We start from the raw sequence: 17484 nt of genomic DNA on the forward strand, positions 1-17484 counted from the left end.
CGCGACTGAGCCTTCACGCCCACGGTGCCGCGAGAATAGAAAGGTCTGGACCACGGGTCAATAGGTCTGGACCACTAGGGTTTCACTTTCCTTGAATCCCCAACTCCTGAGCGAGCACCGCCGCTTGCACCCGGCTGCGCAGCTCCAGCTTCCCCAGCAGTCGGCTGACGTGCGTCTTCACGGTCGCCTCGGCCATGTCGAGGCGGGCCGCGATGTCGGCGTTGGACAGCCCCCCGCCGAGGCAGGCCAGCACCTCGCGCTCGCGCCGGGTGAGCGTGTCGAGCACCGCGGGGTCGGCGGTCGTCTCCCGTACGGGCTTGGCGGCGAACTCGGCGATCAGCCGCCGGGTGACGGCCGGGGCGATCAGCCCCTCCCCGCGGCCCACCGTACGGACCGCCTCCACCAGGTCCCGCGCCTCGGCGTTCTTCAGCAGGAACCCGGCGGCGCCGGCCCGCAGCGCGCCGAAGACGTACTCGTCGAGGTCGAAGGTGGTCAGCACGAGCACGTCGGCCAGGCCCTCGGCGACCACCTGCCGGGTCGCCGACACCCCGTCCAGGCGTGGCATCTGCACGTCCATCAGGACCAGGTCGGGCCGCAGCTCGCGGGCCAGCGCCACCGCCTGCTCACCGTCCGCCGCCTCACCGACCACCTCGATGTCGGGGGCGCTGCGCAGGATGAGGACGAGTCCGGCGCGTACCGCGGACTGGTCCTCGGCGACGAGGACACGGATCATGCGGGATCTCCTTGGGCGCTGTCGGCCAGGGGCAGGGTGGCGTGGACGGTCCAGAGCGTGCCGTCCGCCGAGGCGGGGTCCCGGGCGGGGCCGGCCTCGAAGCCGCCGCCCAGCAGGGCCGTACGCTCCCGCATGCCGACCAGTCCGGCGCCGGAGCCGGGCGCGCGCGGACCGGCACGGTCGCCGTACGGGCTGGTCACGGTGACGGTGAGCGCGTCCTGCCGGCGGGCCAGGGTCACGGTGACACGGCCCGGGGAGGCGTGCTTGAGGGCGTTGGTGAGGGACTCCTGCACGATCCGGTACGCGGCGAGTTCGACCGGTGCGGGTACGGCGTCGGCGTCGGGCAGGGTGTTGTCGAGCACGACGTCCAGGCCGTTGGCGCGGGCGCCGTCGACCAGGGCGGGGAGCCCTTCGAGGGTCGGGGTCGCGGCCGGCTGGCGGCCGCCGTCGCGCAGGATGCCGATCAGGCGTCGCATCTCCGCCAGGCCCGCCACGCTGTTCTCCCGGATCACGCCGAGCGCGTCCCGGGAGACCGCCGGGTCGTCCAGGGAGAGCGCGGCCGTGGAGTGGATGGCGATCGCGGAGAGGTGGTTGGCGACCATGTCGTGCAACTCCCGTGCCATGCGCGCCCGTTCGGCGGTCACCGCCTGAGTGCGGTCCATCTCGGCGAGCAGCGCGGTCTGTTCGGCGCGCAGCAGGGCGGCGTCGGCGGCGTCCCGGTGGTTGCGCACGATCAGACCGGTGGCCGCGGGCGCGAACGACACGACACCGACGGCCACCCCGATCAGCAGGGCCTCGGGCACCCGCCACACCGCGAACGGCACCAGCGCGCCGGCCGCCGTGAGCAGCCCGGTGATCCACGGGATGCGGCGGGCCGCGGAGGGCGGACCGTACAGGACGGCCGCGTACATGAGGTCGGTGTACATCAGGATGGTGAACAGGTTGCCCTGGGTGATGGTGTCCGCGACCAGCGCGGCGGTGCCGGCGAGCACGGCGGTGCGCGGGGCGGTCCGGCGCAGCAGCTCGCAGCCGGCCGTCACGGCGAGCGGCAGCAGGATCACCCAGTCGCCGCCGAGGAGCACGATCGGTTCGTGGGCCGGCCGGGTGCCCAGGCCGATCGCCCAGACCAGCAGGCCGCCGAGCAGCCCGGCTGCCGCGACGTACACGTCGAACCGGTGCGGGCGGGGCAGTCCGAGGGCCATGCCTCCATCCAACACGGCCCGCGCCCCGGACGCCTGATGCCCGGGAACGGTCCCGCGCTGCATCCTTCGATGTACCGCCGGTTCGTCACCGTCGACGACGCGGCGGGCCGGTCCCGACGGGAGCCTTGAAGGGTGACCGAGAGGAGCGCGTCGTGATCGTCACGTTGATCGTCGTCTGTGAGATCGGGTTCTGGGTGCTGCTGGCCGCGGGACTGGCCTTCCGCTACCTGCTGCGCATGCCGCGCACCGGCATGGCCCTGCTGCTGTGCGAGCCCCTCCTGGAGATCCTGCTGCTGGTCGTCACCGCCCTGGACCTGAAGAACGGGGCCGACCCGAGCTGGAAGCACGGGCTGGCCGCGCTGTACATCGGCTACACGGTCGGCCACGGCCATCGCACCGTGAAGTGGCTCGACGGCCACGCCGCCCACCGGCTGGGCGGTGCGCCGAAGCCCGCCGGGCCGCCGCGCCACGGGATGGCCCGGGCACGGCACGAGGGCACGGTGTGGCTGGGTTCGGTGGTCGCCGCGGCCGTGGCGACCGCGCTTCTCCAGCTCGCCATCTGGTACGTCGACGACTCCTCCCGCACCGGCTCCCTGGAGAGCTGGCGCTTCGTCGCCTGGCGGGCCGTGGGCATCCACGGCCTGGTCGCGCTGTCCTACACGATCTGGCCGAAGAAGGCCCCGGCCGACGCCGGGCCGGAGCACCGGGTGAACGTCTCGAAGGAGCGTGTCGGGCGATGAACAGGCCGCTGAGGAACCTGCTGGAGGGTGCCGTCACCCTGGTGACCGGCCTGCTGCTGTGGCTGTTCACCGGCGACGTGGACGTCCCGGTCGTCACCCTGACGAAGGTCGGCGTGGTGATGATGTGGGTCGGGGGCGCTCTCATCGCGACGGGCCTGTACCAGGCGGCACGCGGTTCGTCCGGCCCCCGGCCGGGCTAGGGCCCTGTCGTCGGCATCCCGCCTAGCGCTCCCCGCCCGGCACCCACAGCACGTCCCCGACCTCCCGGTTCGCCGACCGCGCCAGGATGAACAGCAGGTCGGACAGCCGGTTGAGGTAGGTCGCCGTGAGCGGGTTCATGGTCTCGCCGTACGCCTCCAGCGCGGCCCACGTCGAGCGCTCGGCTCTGCGGACGACCGTGCACGCCTGGTGCAGCAGGGCCGCGCCCGGGGTGCCGCCGGGCAGGATGAAGGAGCGGAGCTTGTCCAGCCGCTCGTTGAAGCGGTCGCAGTCCGCCTCCAGCTTGTCGACGTAGAACTGCTCGACCCGCAGGGGCGGGAACTGCGGGTTCTCCACCACCGGTGTCGACAGGTCCGCGCCCACGTCGAACAGGTCGTTCTGGACGCGGGTGAGGACCGTGACGATCTCCTCGTCCAGGCCGCCCAGGGCGACCGCCGTGCCGATGACCGCGTTCGCCTCGTTGGCGTCGGCGTACGCGGCGATCCTGAGGTCGGTCTTGGCGACCCTGCTCATGTCGCCGAGGGCGGTGGTGCCCTGGTCGCCGGTCCTGGTGTAGATGCGCGTCAGATTGACCATGGGGTCAGCGTAGTTACGCACCGGCCGTCCGGAAGACCCGTGTGCCCACTGTCACGGACAGCGCGGTCAGGCCGGCGGCCACCAGGACGCCGTACAGCATGGCCGCCGAGGTGTACGAGCCGACGTACGCGTCCCGCATCGCGTCCACCAGATAGCGGAACGGCATGAGGTGGGAGAGGACGTCCAGCCAGCCGGGGGCGAGTGTCATCGGGAGCATCAGGCCGGACAGCAGCATGGGCGGCATGCTGACCGCGTTGGCCAAGGGGCCGAACTCACCCGGGGTGCGGACCCGCATCGCCGGCGCGTACGACAGCGAACCCAGCGACACCGTGAGCAGCGCGACGAACGCGCAGCCGATCAGGATGCCCGCCAGGGGCGCGCGCAGGCCCATCGCCACCGAGGCCAGCACCAGCAGCACGGCCTGGAAGACGAACACCGTGGCATCGCGCAGCACCCGGCCCAGGAGGAGCGCCAGGCGGCTGACCGGGGTGACCCGCATACGCTCGACCACGCCCTGACCGTTCTCGACGATCACCGAGAAGCCCGCGAACGACGCTCCGAACAGGGCGAGCTGGAGCAGCAGTCCGGGGACCAGCATCGTCGGCTCGTCGAGGAACAGCACCTTCGGGCGGTGGGTGAGCGCCATCGCGATGTCCAGGCGGCGCCGCTGGCCGCCGGAGAGCGTGGCGGCTCGCTCGACGCGAGCCTCCAGGACACGTTCCTCGCCGTCACCGGCCGCGGTCCCGCTTCCGCCGACCCCGCCCCCGTAGCCGTATAGGAACCCCACGACGATGCTGCTTCACGACACGGCCCTACCTCTTCCTCGACCGGTCCGCGGGCATCGTCGACCGGCTCGCCCGCTGGGTGCGCGCCCGCAGCGCCGGCGAGTCCGCGGCCGCCTCGGTCCTGCGGGAACTGCGCGGCGAGGTCGAGGCCGTCTCGCCGCACGTCGGGTTGTTCTCCGGCTACGCCCGCTTCATGCGGGTCATCCACGACGCCCCCGCGCTGCGCTCCCGGCTGTGGGCGATCGGCCAGGAGGTCCACGAGAGGCTGGAGGAGGCCCTGCGCGAGGAGACCGGCGCCCCGGCCGACGACCCGATGCCCGGCCTGATCGCCGGTCAGATCGGCTGGGCGCACCAGACCGTGATGTCCGTCATCGGACGCGAGATGATGGACGGCCGCAATCCGGACGAAGTGTCACGAGAGGTGCTCGTGCTTCTCGACGACATCGAGGAGCTGGAGCGAGAAGGTGCTCAACTACGCCGTACGTGGCGTCGAATGACCCACGCCGGTGTGATGTCCGTCAGATGAGACGTGACGCGCATTACTTACGGGCCACAGGGCCCCTCACGAACGCTAGGGTCCGCCGGAGAGGCAATTTGAACAGCGTGTGAGCGCTTGTGTGCAGTCAAAGGGGAGTCGCACAGTGGCACGGAAGCTTGCCGTCATCGGCGCCGGCCTGATGGGTTCCGGTATCGCCCAGGTCTCCGCGCAGGCGGGCTGGGACGTCGTCCTGCGCGACGTGACCGACGAGGCGCTCGAGCGGGGCACCGACGGCATCAAGGCCTCGTACGACAAGTTCGTGAGCAAGGGCAGGCTGGAGGCGCACGACGCCGACGCGGCCCTCGCCCGGATCACCACGACCACCGACCTGGACGCCGTCGCCGACGCGGACATCGTCGTCGAGGCCGTCTTCGAGAAGCTCGAGGTCAAGCACGAGATCTTCCGTGCGCTCGACAAGATCGTCCGCGACGACGCCGTCCTCGCCTCCAACACCTCCGCCATCCCGATCACCAAGATCGCGGCCGTGACGGAGCGCCCGGAGCGCGTCGTCGGCACGCACTTCTTCTCGCCGGTCCCGATGATGCAGCTGTGCGAGCTGGTGCGCGGCTACAAGACGAGCGACCAAACCCTCGCCATGGCGCGGGAGTTCGCCGAGTCCGTCGGCAAGACCTGCATCGTCGTCAACCGTGACGTGGCCGGCTTCGTGACGACCCGTCTCATCTCGGCGCTCGTCGTCGAGGCGGCCAAGCTCTACGAGTCGGGCGTGGCCACCGCCGAGGACATCGACCTCGCCTGCAAACTGGGCTTCGGCCACGCCATGGGCCCGCTCGCCACGGCGGACCTGACCGGCGTCGACATCCTCCTGCACGCCACCGGCAACATCTACACCGAGTCCCAGGACGAGAAGTTCGCCCCGCCGGAGCTGATGCGCCGGATGGTGGACGCCGGTGACATCGGACGCAAGAGCGGGCAGGGCTTCTACAAGCACTGAGGACCCGGAAACCGCACACGCCCCTGGTGAATCACACCCTTGGGTGAATTCGGTATCGGTTCGCTTACGGACGGCAACCTCCGACCGTCGAAGTGAGTCAGAGGTTGCATCACCTGGCACACGGCAAGGCAGCACATTCGCGGAGCACGGCAGGCACGCACAGGGGAGCGCATATGTACATCAGGGGCGACCACGCCGAGCTGGTCGTCGGGGGCCGCCTCGACGTCCGCAGCGCGGCGGACGCCCGTACGGTCCTGCACTCGGCCGTCGACGACGGAGTCGGCGACCTGGTGCTGGACCTGTCCGAGCTGGACTCCTGGGACGCCACCGGACTCGGGGTGATCATGGGAGCGCACCGGCGGGCCGGCCGCTGCGGCCGACGGCTGGTGCTGCGCGACGTACCGCCGCAGATGCAGCGCCTGCTCGTCGCCACCCGGCTGCACCGCATCCTCGCGATCGAGGGCGGCATCGGGGTGGAGTCCCTGCCCCGGGTGTGACTCCCGGCACAGGTGTGGTCCGTCGGACCGGGGAGACCCGCGTGGGACGCCGCGAAAGTACGACGCTCGCAATCCGCATGAGACTGTGACGTCTCGGACGGCGCGGTACCCCGGGCTGTCGTAGATACTGTGCGAAGGTTTAGGGTTCGGTCGCCCGCTGCGTGACAACCCTTGAGCGGGCCCGGACCAGAAGCGACAGCGCGGTGTGCAACAGGCCGGAAGGGGCCGGAGCCGGCACACGACGCTTTTGGGGGGCTTGACCTATGGACCCGAACAACCGGGGACCCGAGGAGTACGGCCACGACGACGGGGACACCTCCCGGTCGAGTGCGTTCGAGACCGGGGCAGGCTCCACGCCGCGCCCGCGCCCGCCCAGGGACTCCCTGCCGTCCGACTTCGCGCCGCACGCGCCCGCACCGGCCCGCACGGTGCGGCTCGTCACGGGCGACTACCTGCTCACCGTCAATCCCGTCGACGGCAGCGAGATAGAGGTCTGCCCGCCGCGAGAGCGCCCCGGCCGGCCCGAGAAGCTGACCGCGGCCGACCGCGCCGAGGCCGCCCGTGCGGCCAGGCCGCCGGTCCCGCCCGGCCCGGCCCTGCCCGAGCTGCCGCTGCTGGCCCGCCAGGACGACCGCGAGCGCCTGGTGCGCCTGCTGGCCCGCGGTCGCTCCGTCCGCCTGACCGGCCCGGCCGGCTCCGGCCGCACCACCCTCCTCGACGTCGTCGCCGAGGACTGCGCGGATCTCGCCCCCGACGGCGTGATCCGGCTCAGCGGCTACCACCGCACCACCGGCGACCTGCTGTACGACCTCTTCCACGCCGTCCACGACGCGCCCCTGCACCGCCCGGACCGGGACGAGCTGCTCGGCCACGTCCGGGAGATCGGCGCGGTCGTCGTCCTCGACGACATCGAGTTCGGCGGGGCCGCGCTCGACGAACTGCTGGACGCCACCCCCGAGTGCGCCTTCCTGATCGCGGCCACGCCCGACGTGCCCGCCCCGTCCGCCGACTCCGCGCTCGAAGAGGTGTTCCTCACCGGCCTGGAGCGCGCCGACGGGCTGGAACTCCTGGAGCACGCCGTCGGCCGCGGCCTGACCGAGGAGGAGTCCAACTGGGCGGGCGACCTCTGGTTCGAGTCCGAGGGCCTGCCGCTGCGCTTCGTCCAGGCCGGGGCCCTGCTGCGGCAGCGTGACCGGCTGCGGGCCGGAGCGAGCGCCGTCGACGAGATCGGCGTGTTCGCGGACATGGTGCCGGCCGACGCGCCCGTCGACCCGGACGACACCGAGCACATCCCCCTGCCCGCGCTCGGCGAGGCCGCCGCGCCCGCCCCGCTGCTCGCCGCCCGGCTCAGCGACTCGGCGCGCGCCACCCTCCGGTTCGCCGTCGCGCTCGGCGGCGAGGTGCCCCACCAGGCCCATCTGCCCGCACTGGTCGGCGACACCCACGCGGACGCCGCGCTGGGCGAGCTGGCCGCCTGCGGACTGGTCTCCCCGGTCGGCTCCCGCTACCGGCTGGCCGCCGGTGTCCAGGCCCAGCTGGAGGCCGCCGGATACGGCGACGACACCCCGGCCCGCGCGCGCGACGCCGCCCGGCACTACGCCTGGTGGGCCGGACACCCCTCGGTCACCCCGGAACGGGTGTGCGCCGAGGCGGACGCCCTGCTCGCCGCCCTCGCCGTCCTCGTGCCCGCCACCACGGCACCCGCCGAGGACGAGGAGAGCCCCACCGTGCCGCTGGCCCGCACGGCGGCGCCCGCGTTCGCCGCGGGCGGCCACTGGGGTGCCTGGGAGCGGATGCTGCGCGCCGGCGCCGAGGCCGCCCGGCTCGCCGGGGAGGTCGCCGAACAGGCCTACTTCCACCACGAACTCGGCGTCCTCGCGCTCTGCGGCGGAGACCTCGACCGGGCCCGCGCCGAACTGGAGTCCTCCATCGGCCTGCGCGGCGCTCTCGCCGACAAGCGCGGCACCGTCGCGGGCCGTCGCGCCCTCGCCCTGGTCGCCGACCGCTCCGGCACCGTGCCCGGTCTCGCCGCCATGGCGGGGGAGGAGGTGCCGGACGCGCGGTCCGAGGAGTCGCAGTCACCCCCGGCCGCCTTCCCGCAGCTCCAGCCGCCCACCGACAGCGGCACGCTGGTCACCTACCGGACGTCCTCCCCGACGCCCCGGCCGCCCGTCTCGTCGTCCCGGTCCACCGGGGTGTCGCCGTCGTCCCGCAAGGCGCGGGGCGGCCTGCGGGGCCTCGCCCGGCGCAACCTCGTGGCGGGGGGCGCGGGCGCGCTGCTGGTGGCCGTGCTCGGCACGGTGGTGACGCTGGGCGCCACCTCCGACAGCGACGCCGAGCAGCCGTCCAGCCAGGTGGGCGTCAACCCGTCCGCCAGCCAGGGCGCGGACGACGGCAGCCTGGGCGCCGACGTGCCGAAGAACGACGACCCCTCCGACGACACCGGCACGGCGACCAGCCGTCCCACCGACCCCGGCCCCGACGGCACCCTCGGCACCTCCGACGACCCGACGCCGACGGATTCCGCCACGCCGTCCGACGACCCGAGCGGAACCCAGGGGCCGAGCGGCGGTCCGTCGACCTCGCCCAAGCCGTCGACGACGAAGCCGCCGACCTCGCCGAACCCGTCGCAGACGTCTCCGTCGAAACCGCCGTCGACGTCCGTCACCCCGACCCCGACCACCACGCCGACCGGGAGCGCGACGACCACGCCGACGCAGGAGCCGTCGACCACGCCGTCCACCTCCGACTCCGCCAGCGGCCCGGCGTCGTCGCCGGTGGAGAGCAGCAGTGCCTCCGCGGGCGCTCCCGAGACGAGTGAGGCGGCCCCACCCGGCAGTTCGGGTCCGGTGATCTGACCTCCCGCGACCTGACGTCCGGTACAGCGCGGAAGGGCCCGGTCCGGGGAACGGACCGGGCCCTTCGGCCGTTGGGGGAGGCGGCCGTCAGAACAGCCGCAGCTTGTCGTCCTCGATGCCGCGCAGGGCGTTGTAGTCGAGGACCGTGCAGCCGATGCCGCGGTCGGTGGCGAGGACGCGGGCCTGCGGCTTGATCTCCTGCGCGGCGAAGATGCCGCGCACCGGGGCCAGATGGGGATCGCGGTTCAACAGCTCCAGGTAGCGCGTGAGTTGCTCCACGCCGTCGATCTCGCCGCGCCGTTTGATCTCCACCGCGACGGTCTGTCCGTCCGCGTCCCGGCACAGGATGTCGACCGGACCGATCGCCGTCATGTACTCGCGGCGGATGAGGGTGTAGCCCTCGCCGAGGGTCTCGATGCGGTCGGCGAGCAGCTCCTGGAGGTGCGCTTCCACGCCGTCCTTGATCAGGCCCGGGTCCACGCCCAGTTCGTGCGAGGAGTCGTGGAGGACTTCCTCCATCGTGATGATGAGCTTCTCGCCCGCCTTGTTGACGACGGTCCAGACGCCTTCCTCGTCGCCGGAGCCCTCCTTCAGCGTGCAGGGCGGCGACATCCAGTTCAGGGGCTTGTAGGCCCGGTCGTCCGCGTGGATCGAGACGCTGCCGTCCGCCTTCACCAGGATCAGACGGGGGGCCGAGGGCAGGTGGGCGGTGAGCCGGCCCGCGTAGTCGACGGAGCATCGGGCAATGACGAGACGCATGGTCGGCAACGCTACTCGACGGGCACAGGTCCACGCGATTCGCCCTCCCGCCGCCCCGCCGGTGCCCGCGCTGGAGGGTCAGTGGTCCGTCCCTCTTGTTCTGGTAAACCCCTGTTCGGTTATGGCCGATTGTGTGCCCAATGAGGCCTGGCTATGTACGCATTCTCCTGGTGCGGGCCCCGTACGGTGCTTACCGTAGTAAACGGGAGGTCGCGAGTCGTGTACGCAGCGTGTTTACGTCGCGAACTCCCTTTATCTGTCCGGCAACCCCTGCTGACCGGGGGTGCGAGAGGAGAACCCATGTCGCTCGACGTCTCACCGGCCCTACTCGAACAGGCCGAGCGAGGCGAGGTCGACGAAGCTGCCTTCGTCGACTGCGTCCGGACCTCCCTGCCCTACGCATGGGAGATGATCAGCTCCCTGGTGGCCCAGCTGAAGGTGGACGGCGGCCAGTTCGCCGACAACCAGACGCCTCCGCCGGACGAGCAGGCACGCGGTCAACTGCTGCGTGCGCTTGCGAGTGACGCGATACGCGGCGCGCTGCAACGGCACTTCGGTGTCCGGCTGGCATTCCAGAACTGCCACCGGGTGGCCGTGTTCCCGTTGGACTCCTCCGTCGACGGGACACTGGCCCGCTTCACCTCGGCGCGCAACCAGCTCCTGAACCAGTCCCCGGAGCTCAGGGACTGCTGACGCAGTGAGCCGTCGGCTTGCCGCTCCGTACGCGGGAGGTGCATTCAGTACCGGAGCGGCAAGCTCTCCACCGGACAGGGCCGTTCGGCCGGGACGGTTCAGCCGAGCTGCGGGATGACGTCGCCACCGAGCCGCCGTACGTTCTCCTCGGTGGCCGCGAGGTCTCCCGACCCCTCCACGAGCAGGGCGAAGCGGGTCACGCCGGTCCGCTCGCTGGTCGCCGCGAGCCGGTCGGCGCACAGCCGCGGAGTGCCCACCGGGTGCAGCCCGCAGAGCAGTTCGGTGTACGCCAGCGGGTCGCGCATCCGGCGCTCGCGGCCGTCCACCGTGACATGGGCGCCGAGACCCTGCCTCAGCCAGCCCGGCATCGCCTTCGTCAGCGCCTCCACCGCGTCCTGGCGCCGGTCCGCGATCTGGCAGACGCCGGCCGAGACATGGGCCGCCCCCAGGACCAGCTCCGGCGGATGGCCGCAGGCGCGCGCGTGCCTGCGCCACAGCGCGACCATCTCGGCCTTCTCCTCGTCGCCCACGTGCATCCCGAGCAGCATCGGCAGCCCGCGCTCGGCGGCCAGCCGCACACTCGCCGGAGAGGTGCACGCGACGATCACCTCGGGGCCCGCGGTGTCGGTCAGCGCCTCGGACGGCCGCGGGACGACGGGCACTTCGCGGAAGGCGAAGCGTCCGCCGGACGATCCGACCGAGGGTTCGCGCAGCCAGCGCACCAGCAGATCGAGTGATTCCGGGAAGCCCGACTCGTACGCCTCCAGACCCGCACCGAACACCTCCAGGTCGACCCACGGTCCGCCGCGTCCCACGCCCAGCGAGAAGCGACCGCCGCTCGTCAGGTGCAGCAGCGCGGCCTGTTCACCGAGGGCGACGGGGTGCACGGTGGGCAGCACGCTGACGGCCGTGCCGACCCGGATGCGGCGGGTGCGGCCGAGCAGCAGGGCGGCCAGGGTGACCGCCGACGGGCAGGTGCCGTACGGCACGAAGTGGTGCTCGGCCAGCCAGACCGCGTCCAGCCCGGCCTCCTCGGCCACCTCGGCCGAGCGGACCGCGCGGTGCAGCGCCTCCCCCTCGCCCTGCCCCGGGAACTGGGCCGCCAACACGAAACTACCTACGCGCATCGCATTTCCTGCTTCCTTGGCTCCGACGCGGAGCTCCCCCACCGGGCATAACCGTCTGACACGTGCCGAAGACACGGCCTGGCGAAGAGATTTGCGGATTGTCTGCTGAATGGACCGCCCCGGAGGGGGACTTGTGGGGGTTGGTTCCCTACACCTACCCCGCGCCGGTGCCGCGTAGGCTGGACACGAGCCCTGCCTCCTGTATAGCCCCGTGAGGTGTCCTGTGTCCCCGCGTCGCAACCGACCCAAGGGTTCCGGCCTGTCCGGCCACAGTGCCGACGACGACCGGCCCGGCCGCTACGGCGGCTGGCAGATCGCGGAGGACTGGCAGGGCGAGCAGTGGAGCGTGCGGCACGTGGCCGGGGCGAGCGCCCAGGGCAAGGCGTACCGCTGCCCGGGCTGCGAGCAGCTGATCCCGGACGGCGTCCCGCACCTGGTGGCCTGGCCGCAGCACTCGGGTGTCGACGAGCGGCGCCACTGGCACAAGGCGTGCTGGAACGCGAAGGACCGCCGCACCACGCGGGTGCAGCGGTCCAGGAACGCGCCGAGGTTCTGAGCGCCCGGATTCTCGGGCGGACTACGGGCGGACTACACGTCCCGCTTCTCCAGCAGCGCGTAGGCGCCGGCGAACGCGGCGGCCGTCACCCCGAGGGCGATCCACAGCGGGTCCCAGCCCGACGGGCCGGCCTCCGTGAGGGAGTTGGCGTAGAAGACGCTGAGCTGGTTCGGGATGGAGTACTCGACCAGGGCCTCGCGCAGGGCCTCCAGCGACTGGGAGAACATGAACAGGGCGATGACCAGCGGAGCCAGCACGAGCCCGATCATGATGGTGATCGCGCCCGCCGAGTGCCGGATGATCGAGCCGACGACGAGCGAGAGCAGCCCGAGCAGCGCGATGTAGACCGAGATGCCGACCGTGCCCTTCAGCCATTCCTGGCCGGTCGGTTCCCGGGTGCCGTCCAGCATGGCCACGTCCGCGAGGGCCACGACGAGGGCCGACACCAGCGTGACCGTGAACGCGACCACGAAGAACACGATCGCCTTCGCCGCGAGGACCCGGCCGCGGGACGGGCACGCGACCATCGTGGTGCGGATCATGCCGGTGCCGTACTCGGAGGCCGTGGTCAGCACGCCGAGAGTGATCACGCACATGCTGCCGAGCAGCAGCCCGAAGAAGCCGAACGACAGCGGGTTCTCGCCCTCCAGGCCACCCGGGTCGGTGTTGGCGGCGACCAGCGCGGCGGCCCCCAGTCCGATGCCGATGACCAGCAGCACGAACACGCCGAGCGTCCACATCGTGGAGCGCACCGACTTGATCTTCGTCCACTCGGAGGCGATGGCGTGCCCGAGGTGCGTGCGCACCACCGGGATCGGCGAGGTGTAGCTCGGGTACGACGGTCCGGGCGCCGCCTGCCAGGCGGGCGCGGCCTGCGGCATCGGGGGCTGCGGGGTGCTCATCGGGCGTCCTCGGGCTTGGTCAGGTCGGAGGCGGGGGCGGAGGCCGGGGAGGAGGGAGCGGCCGGCACGGGGGCGGGCGGGGCCGAGGCAGCCGGGGCGGGCGGCGCGGCCGACGGGCCGGGAGCGGCGGCCGGAGCCTGCGCGTACGGGTTGGCCGGGCCGCCCGCGCCGGGAGCGGCACCGGGCGCCACCGGGGCCCCGTACGGGCCCGGAGCCGGCTGTCCCTGCGGCGCGGGCTGTCCGGGCGCGCCAGGCTGTTGCTGGGGCATCGGCTGCCCCGGCGCCCCCGCGAACGGCTGCCCGCCCTGCTGGGGCGGCGGCGGGGCGTACCAGCCCGGCTGTCCCTGCCCCGGCACCGGCATCGGCGGCTGCGCACCCGGCGGCAGCTGCTGCTGGAGCCCGGCCCGCTGGTCGGTCGTCGAGCGGTAGTCGACCGCGCCCTGGGTCATCCGCATGTACGCCTCCTCCAGCGAGGCCTGGTGCGGCGACAGCTCCCACAGCCGGACGTCGGTGTCGTGCGCGATGTCGCTGATGCGCGGCAGGGGCAGCCCGGTGATCCGCAGCGCGCCGTCCTGCTCGTGCATCACGTGCCCGCCCGCCTCGGTGAGCGCGGAGAACAGCTTCTCGCGCAGCTGCGGCTCGGTGTCCGGCGTCCGCACCCGCGCGAAGTCGGCCGAGTTCGCCGAGATGAACTCCCGGATGCTCATGTCGGCGAGCAGCTGCCCGCGCCCGATGACGATCAGGTGGTCGGCGGTCACCGCCATCTCGCTCATGAGGTGGGAGGAGACGAAGACGGTACGGCCCTCCGCCGCGAGCGCCTTCATCAGGTTCCGCACCCAGAGGATGCCCTCGGGGTCGAGCCCGTTGACCGGCTCGTCGAACAGCAGCACCTGCGGGTCGCCGAGCAGCGCGGCGGCGATGCCGAGCCGCTGCCCCATACCGAGCGAGAAGCCCTTGGAGCGCTTCCTGGCCACGTCCTGGAGGCCGACGACGCCCAGCACCTCGTCGACCCGCCGGGCCGGGATGCCGGACAGCTGGGCCAGGCACAGCAGGTGGTTGCGCGCGGCCCGGCCGCCGTGCACGGCCTTGGCGTCCAGCAGCGCGCCCACCTGGCGGGGGGCGTTGGGCAGCTTGCGGTAGGGATAACCGCCGATCGTCACCTGGCCCGAGGTCGGGTTGTCCAGGCCGAGGATCATCCGCATCGTCGTCGACTTGCCCGAGCCGTTGGGCCCGAGGAAACCGGTGACGGCACCGGGCCGCACCTGGAAGGAAAGGTTGTACACAGCGGTCTTGTCGCCGTAGCGCTTCGTCAGGCCGACTGCCTCGATCATGCTCCGCACCCATCGCAAGGTTCAGGACAGCAGGGCACACGCCCCCGTAAGGGTTAGGAGCTTATCGGGACGCTGACGGTTCCGTTCAAATGAAAGCAAAGACCGGCCTCAGGCGTCCCTCTTCCTGAGCAGGACGTAACCCCCGATGAGCGCGGCGGCCACCCACAGCGCCATGATGCCGAGGCCGCCCCACGGGCCGTAGGGAGTGTCGTCGTCGACCGGGGGCACCACCTGCATGATCTTGCTGCCGGCCTGGTCGGGCAGGTACCGGCCGATGTCCTCCGTCGCCGAGACGTTCCCCAGGATGTTGGAGATCAGGAAGAAGAACGGCATCAGGATGCCCAGCGACAGCATCGGCGAGCGGAGCATGGCGGCGACCCCCATCGAGAACATCGCGATCAGGGTCATGTAGAGCCCGCCGCCGATGACCGCGCGCAGCACACCCGTGTCCTCGATCGACGCCTTGTGCTCGCCGAGCATCGCCTGCCCCAGGAAGAAGGCGACGAAGCTGGTGGCCAGGCCCACCACGAGGGCGAGGCCGGTGGCCACCGCGATCTTGCTGACCAGGAAGGTCCCGCGCTGCGGCACGGCGGCCAGCGAGGTTCGGATCATGCCGGTGCTGTACTCGTTCGACACCACCAGCACCCCGAACACGATCATCGCGAGCTGACCGAGGCTCATGCCCGCGAAGCTGATGAACGTCGGGTCGAAGGAGGCCTGGTCGGTGCGGCTCATGTTGTCGAACTCGCTCTTCGACAGCGCCGAGATCAGCATGCCGAGCGCGATGGTGACGACCACGGCGAGGGAGAGCGTCCACACCGTGGACGCCACCGACCGGATCTTGGTCCATTCGGACTGGACGACCTGGATCGCCGCCATGCTCAGTTCCCCTTCCGGCCGTCGCCCCACCGCTGCTGTGCCAGCGGTGCTTCGAGCGGTGTGCCGTCGTGTGCGTGGTACTCGACCGACTCCGCGGTCAGCTGCATGAACGCTTCCTCCAGGGAGGCCCGCTGGGGACTCAGCTCGTGCAGCACGAGCTGGTGCTGCGCGGCCAGCTCGCCGATGCGCTCGGACTTGTCGCCGTCGACCTCCAGCGTGCCGTTGCCGGCCTCCACGACGGTGATCCCCGCGTCGTGCAGCACGTCGAGCAGGCGCTCGCGCTGCGGGGTGCGGATACGGACGTACGACCGCGAGTTCCGCGCGATGAAGTCGGCCATGGTGGTGTCGGCGAGCAGCCGCCCCTGCCCGATGACGACGAGGTGGTCCGCGGTCAGCGCCATCTCGCTCATCAGGTGGGAGGAGACGAAGACCGTACGGCCCTGCGCGGCCAGCGACTTCATCAGGTTGCGGATCCAGTGGATGCCCTCGGGGTCGAGCCCGTTGACCGGCTCGTCGAACATCAGGATCCGGGGGTCGCCGAGCAGCGCGCCCGCGATGCCGAGCCGCTGCCCCATGCCCAGCGAGAAGCCCTTGGCCTTCTTCTTCGCCACCGAGGTGAGTCGAGCACCTCGTGCACCCGCTGCTTCGGGATGCCGTTGCTCTGCGCGAGGCACAGCAGGTGGTGGTAGGCGCTGCGCCCCCCGTGCATGGCCTTGGCGTCCAGCAGGGCGCCGATGTACGTCAGCGGGTCCTTGAGCTGGTCGTAGTGCTTGCCGTCGATGCGGACGTCGCCGGCGGTGGGCCGGTCGAGGCCGAGCACCATGCGCATGGTCGTCGACTTGCCGGCGCCGTTGGGGCCGAGGAAGCCCGTCACGATGCCGGGTCTGACGGCGAAGGTCAGATTGTTGACCGCCACTTTCTCGCCGTACCGCTTGGTGAGTCCTTCCAGCTCGATCATGCGGACCACGCTAGGGCCCGGTTTCGGCCCATGCCACCCGAATCGGCAAACGGAAACCGGCAGGAGGGGCAACAACGGCGACATCCGGTCGGCCGCGCACGCCGAGAACCGGCCGCGCACACCGAAGACCCGCGCCCCCGAAGGGAACGCGGGCCTCAGCAGTACTACGTCACACGCCGTACCAGGTCACACGCTTACCGGGACTGCTGAGCCGGAACACCCCGGGAGATCGGCTCGTCGTCGGCCGGCGTGCTCGCGGCGGCCACCGCGGCGCCCGTGAGCGTGGCGAGCATCTCGCGCACGTTCGTCAGCTGGGCGTTGATCGAGTCGCGGCGGTTGGTGAGCGCCGCCAGCTCGCGCTCGGACTCCGAACGGATGCGGTCCGCCTTCGCGTTCGCGTCCGCGACGATGTCCTCGGCCTGGCGCTGCGCCGTCTCGACGGTCTGACGGGCACGACGCTCGGCGTCCGTGCGCAGCTTCTCCGCTTCCAGACGCAGCTGCTCCGCGCGGTGCTCGATCTCCGCGAGACGCTTCTCCGCCTTCTGCTGACGCGAGGCCAGGTCGCGCTCGGACTGCTCGCGACGCTTGGCCAGGTTCGTCTCGAAGTCGGCGGCGGCCTGCGCGGCCTTGGCGCGGGTCTCCTCGAAGAGGGCGTCGGCCTCCTCACGCTTGGACTGCGCGTCCTTCTGCGCCTCGGAGCGCAGCTGCGACGCCTCGCTCTTGGCCTTCTCGACGATCCGGACGCCCTCGTCCTCGGCCTTGGCCTTGCGCTCCGCAGAGAACGATTCTGCGTCGTTGCGAACCTGCTGGGCCGCCGACTCGGCGAGCTCGCGGTGCTGTTCGGCCGCGCGGCGGGCCTCCTCGCGCAGGTCCTTGGCCTCTTCCTCGGCGAGGCGGAGGATCTTCTCGACACGTGCGCCGAGACCGGCGTACGACGGCTCTGCGTCGCTGACCTGAGCCTGGGCGTTCTGCGTCTCGAGGTGGAGCTCCTCGATGCGCTTTTCCAGAGCAGTGATACGGGCCAGAGCGCTGTCACGGTCGGAGACGAGCTTCGAGATGCGTTCGTCCACCTGAGCGCGGTCGTATCCACGCCGCACAAGCTCGAAGCCGTAGGGGGAAGTGTCGCTCATGGGGTTCCTGTCGAATGAGACCGGTGAGGTGATAGGGGGAATCCTAGGG

At 71.7% G+C, this 17484-nt stretch carries 17 protein-coding genes and 2 pseudogenes; 8 read left to right on the top strand and 11 right to left on the bottom strand.

Annotation, left to right across the window (positions count from 1 at the left end; genetic code table 11):
* Positions 1-82: 82 nt before the first annotated feature.
* On the bottom strand, positions 83-733 hold the full coding sequence (locus tag QQS16_RS27895) for a response regulator (protein WP_286064774.1): 651 nt from the start codon (positions 731-733) through the stop codon (positions 83-85).
* Positions 730-1935: a sensor histidine kinase gene (locus QQS16_RS27900; RefSeq protein ID WP_286064775.1), complete on the bottom strand. Its 1206-nt coding sequence runs from the start codon at positions 1933-1935 to the stop codon at positions 730-732. Before QQS16_RS27900 ends, QQS16_RS27895 begins: the two co-directional genes overlap by 4 nt.
* A gap of 152 nt (positions 1936-2087) precedes the next feature.
* Between QQS16_RS27900 and QQS16_RS27905 the strand changes: the two genes are divergently transcribed.
* Together QQS16_RS27905 and QQS16_RS27910 are read left to right on the top strand one after the other, a co-directional pair.
* Positions 2088-2675, top strand: coding sequence for a hypothetical protein (locus tag QQS16_RS27905; protein ID WP_286064776.1), 588 nt, complete (start codon positions 2088-2090; stop codon positions 2673-2675).
* Positions 2672-2875 carry a DUF5708 family protein gene (locus QQS16_RS27910; protein ID WP_286064777.1) on the top strand — a complete coding sequence of 68 codons (204 nt, stop codon included), beginning with the start codon at positions 2672-2674 and terminating at the stop codon, positions 2873-2875. Before QQS16_RS27905 ends, QQS16_RS27910 begins: the two co-directional genes overlap by 4 nt.
* A 22-nt stretch (positions 2876-2897) precedes the next feature.
* On the opposite strand, the gene QQS16_RS27915 is transcribed toward QQS16_RS27910, so the two are convergent.
* Both QQS16_RS27915 and QQS16_RS27920 read right to left on the bottom strand, forming a co-directional pair.
* Positions 2898-3470 (bottom strand): cob(I)yrinic acid a,c-diamide adenosyltransferase, encoded by a 573-nt coding sequence (locus QQS16_RS27915; RefSeq protein ID WP_286064778.1) that lies wholly within the window; start codon positions 3468-3470, stop codon positions 2898-2900.
* Between the two features lie 13 nt (positions 3471-3483).
* Complete coding sequence (locus QQS16_RS27920; protein WP_353479693.1) at positions 3484-4257, bottom strand: ABC transporter permease; 774 nt, start codon at positions 4255-4257, stop codon at positions 3484-3486.
* A 29-nt stretch (positions 4258-4286) separates the two neighbouring features.
* On the opposite strand from QQS16_RS27920, the pseudogene QQS16_RS27935 reads away from it, so the two are divergent.
* The 4 genes and pseudogenes from QQS16_RS27935 to QQS16_RS27950 all read left to right on the top strand — a co-directional run.
* A pseudogene (locus QQS16_RS27935) lies at positions 4287-4752 on the top strand (TetR/AcrR family transcriptional regulator); the annotation flags it as partial.
* 144 nt (positions 4753-4896) lie between these two features.
* Positions 4897-5745 carry a 3-hydroxyacyl-CoA dehydrogenase family protein gene (locus QQS16_RS27940; protein WP_286064779.1) on the top strand — a complete coding sequence of 283 codons (849 nt, stop codon included), beginning with the start codon at positions 4897-4899 and terminating at the stop codon, positions 5743-5745.
* Positions 5746-5918: 173 nt separating this feature from the next.
* Positions 5919-6242, top strand: a complete 324-nt coding sequence (locus QQS16_RS27945) for an STAS domain-containing protein (RefSeq protein WP_031040714.1) — start codon at positions 5919-5921, stop codon at positions 6240-6242.
* Between the two features lie 263 nt (positions 6243-6505).
* Positions 6506-9100, top strand: a complete 2595-nt coding sequence (locus QQS16_RS27950; protein WP_286064780.1) for an ATP-binding protein — start codon at positions 6506-6508, stop codon at positions 9098-9100.
* 87 nt (positions 9101-9187) lie between these two features.
* Here QQS16_RS27950 and nucS read toward each other — a convergent pair whose 3' ends face one another.
* Positions 9188-9859, bottom strand: coding sequence for an endonuclease NucS (gene nucS, locus QQS16_RS27955; protein WP_286064781.1), 672 nt, complete (start codon positions 9857-9859; stop codon positions 9188-9190).
* Between the two features lie 300 nt (positions 9860-10159).
* Between nucS and QQS16_RS27960 the strand changes: the two genes are divergently transcribed.
* Entirely contained in the window at positions 10160-10552 is a 393-nt protein-coding gene (locus tag QQS16_RS27960; RefSeq protein ID WP_286064782.1) for an SCO5389 family protein, read from the top strand.
* A 98-nt stretch (positions 10553-10650) separates the two neighbouring features.
* Here QQS16_RS27960 and QQS16_RS27965 read toward each other — a convergent pair whose 3' ends face one another.
* Positions 10651-11679: an LLM class flavin-dependent oxidoreductase gene (locus QQS16_RS27965; RefSeq protein ID WP_286064783.1), complete on the bottom strand. Its 1029-nt coding sequence runs from the start codon at positions 11677-11679 to the stop codon at positions 10651-10653.
* Positions 11680-11902: 223 nt separating this feature from the next.
* On the opposite strand from QQS16_RS27965, the gene QQS16_RS27970 reads away from it, so the two are divergent.
* Complete coding sequence (locus tag QQS16_RS27970) at positions 11903-12235, top strand: Rv1322 family protein (protein ID WP_286064784.1); 333 nt, start codon at positions 11903-11905, stop codon at positions 12233-12235.
* Positions 12236-12267: 32 nt separating this feature from the next.
* On the opposite strand, the gene QQS16_RS27975 is transcribed toward QQS16_RS27970, so the two are convergent.
* The 5 genes and pseudogenes from QQS16_RS27975 to QQS16_RS27995 all read right to left on the bottom strand — a co-directional run bounded on the left by QQS16_RS27975 (position 12268) and on the right by QQS16_RS27995 (position 17435).
* Positions 12268-13137 carry an ABC transporter permease gene (locus tag QQS16_RS27975; protein WP_286064785.1) on the bottom strand — a complete coding sequence of 290 codons (870 nt, stop codon included), beginning with the start codon at positions 13135-13137 and terminating at the stop codon, positions 12268-12270.
* Positions 13134-14468 (bottom strand): ABC transporter ATP-binding protein, encoded by a 1335-nt coding sequence (locus QQS16_RS27980; RefSeq protein WP_286064786.1) that lies wholly within the window; start codon positions 14466-14468, stop codon positions 13134-13136. Before QQS16_RS27980 ends, QQS16_RS27975 begins: the two co-directional genes overlap by 4 nt.
* A gap of 108 nt (positions 14469-14576) precedes the next feature.
* On the bottom strand, positions 14577-15347 hold the full coding sequence (locus QQS16_RS27985) for an ABC transporter permease (protein WP_286064787.1): 771 nt from the start codon (positions 15345-15347) through the stop codon (positions 14577-14579).
* Positions 15348-15349: 2 nt separating this feature from the next.
* A pseudogene (locus QQS16_RS27990) lies at positions 15350-16305 on the bottom strand (ABC transporter ATP-binding protein).
* A 194-nt stretch (positions 16306-16499) separates the two neighbouring features.
* Positions 16500-17435, bottom strand: coding sequence for a coiled-coil domain-containing protein (locus QQS16_RS27995; protein ID WP_286064788.1), 936 nt, complete (start codon positions 17433-17435; stop codon positions 16500-16502).
* Positions 17436-17484: the final 49 nt, after the last annotated feature.

This window comes from Streptomyces sp. ALI-76-A (assembly GCF_030287445.1).
Lineage (GTDB): Bacteria > Actinomycetota > Actinomycetes > Streptomycetales > Streptomycetaceae > Streptomyces.

Coding starts and splice junctions, on each gene's coding strand:
- QQS16_RS27945 (WP_031040714.1), top strand. CDS start 5,919: ATGTACATCAGGGGCGACCACGCCGAGCTGGTCGTCGGGGGCCGCCTC.
- QQS16_RS27985 (WP_286064787.1), bottom strand. CDS start 15,347: ATGGCGGCGATCCAGGTCGTCCAGTCCGAATGGACCAAGATCCGGTCG.
- QQS16_RS27980 (WP_286064786.1), bottom strand. CDS start 14,468: ATGATCGAGGCAGTCGGCCTGACGAAGCGCTACGGCGACAAGACCGCT.
- QQS16_RS27995 (WP_286064788.1), bottom strand. CDS start 17,435: ATGAGCGACACTTCCCCCTACGGCTTCGAGCTTGTGCGGCGTGGATAC.
- QQS16_RS27915 (WP_286064778.1), bottom strand. CDS start 3,470: ATGGTCAATCTGACGCGCATCTACACCAGGACCGGCGACCAGGGCACC.
- nucS (WP_286064781.1), bottom strand. CDS start 9,859: ATGCGTCTCGTCATTGCCCGATGCTCCGTCGACTACGCGGGCCGGCTC.
- QQS16_RS27900 (WP_286064775.1), bottom strand. CDS start 1,935: ATGGCCCTCGGACTGCCCCGCCCGCACCGGTTCGACGTGTACGTCGCG.
- QQS16_RS27895 (WP_286064774.1), bottom strand. CDS start 733: ATGATCCGTGTCCTCGTCGCCGAGGACCAGTCCGCGGTACGCGCCGGA.
- QQS16_RS27950 (WP_286064780.1), top strand. CDS start 6,506: ATGGACCCGAACAACCGGGGACCCGAGGAGTACGGCCACGACGACGGG.
- QQS16_RS27910 (WP_286064777.1), top strand. CDS start 2,672: ATGAACAGGCCGCTGAGGAACCTGCTGGAGGGTGCCGTCACCCTGGTG.
- QQS16_RS27965 (WP_286064783.1), bottom strand. CDS start 11,679: ATGCGCGTAGGTAGTTTCGTGTTGGCGGCCCAGTTCCCGGGGCAGGGC.
- QQS16_RS27960 (WP_286064782.1), top strand. CDS start 10,160: ATGTCGCTCGACGTCTCACCGGCCCTACTCGAACAGGCCGAGCGAGGC.
- QQS16_RS27975 (WP_286064785.1), bottom strand. CDS start 13,137: ATGAGCACCCCGCAGCCCCCGATGCCGCAGGCCGCGCCCGCCTGGCAG.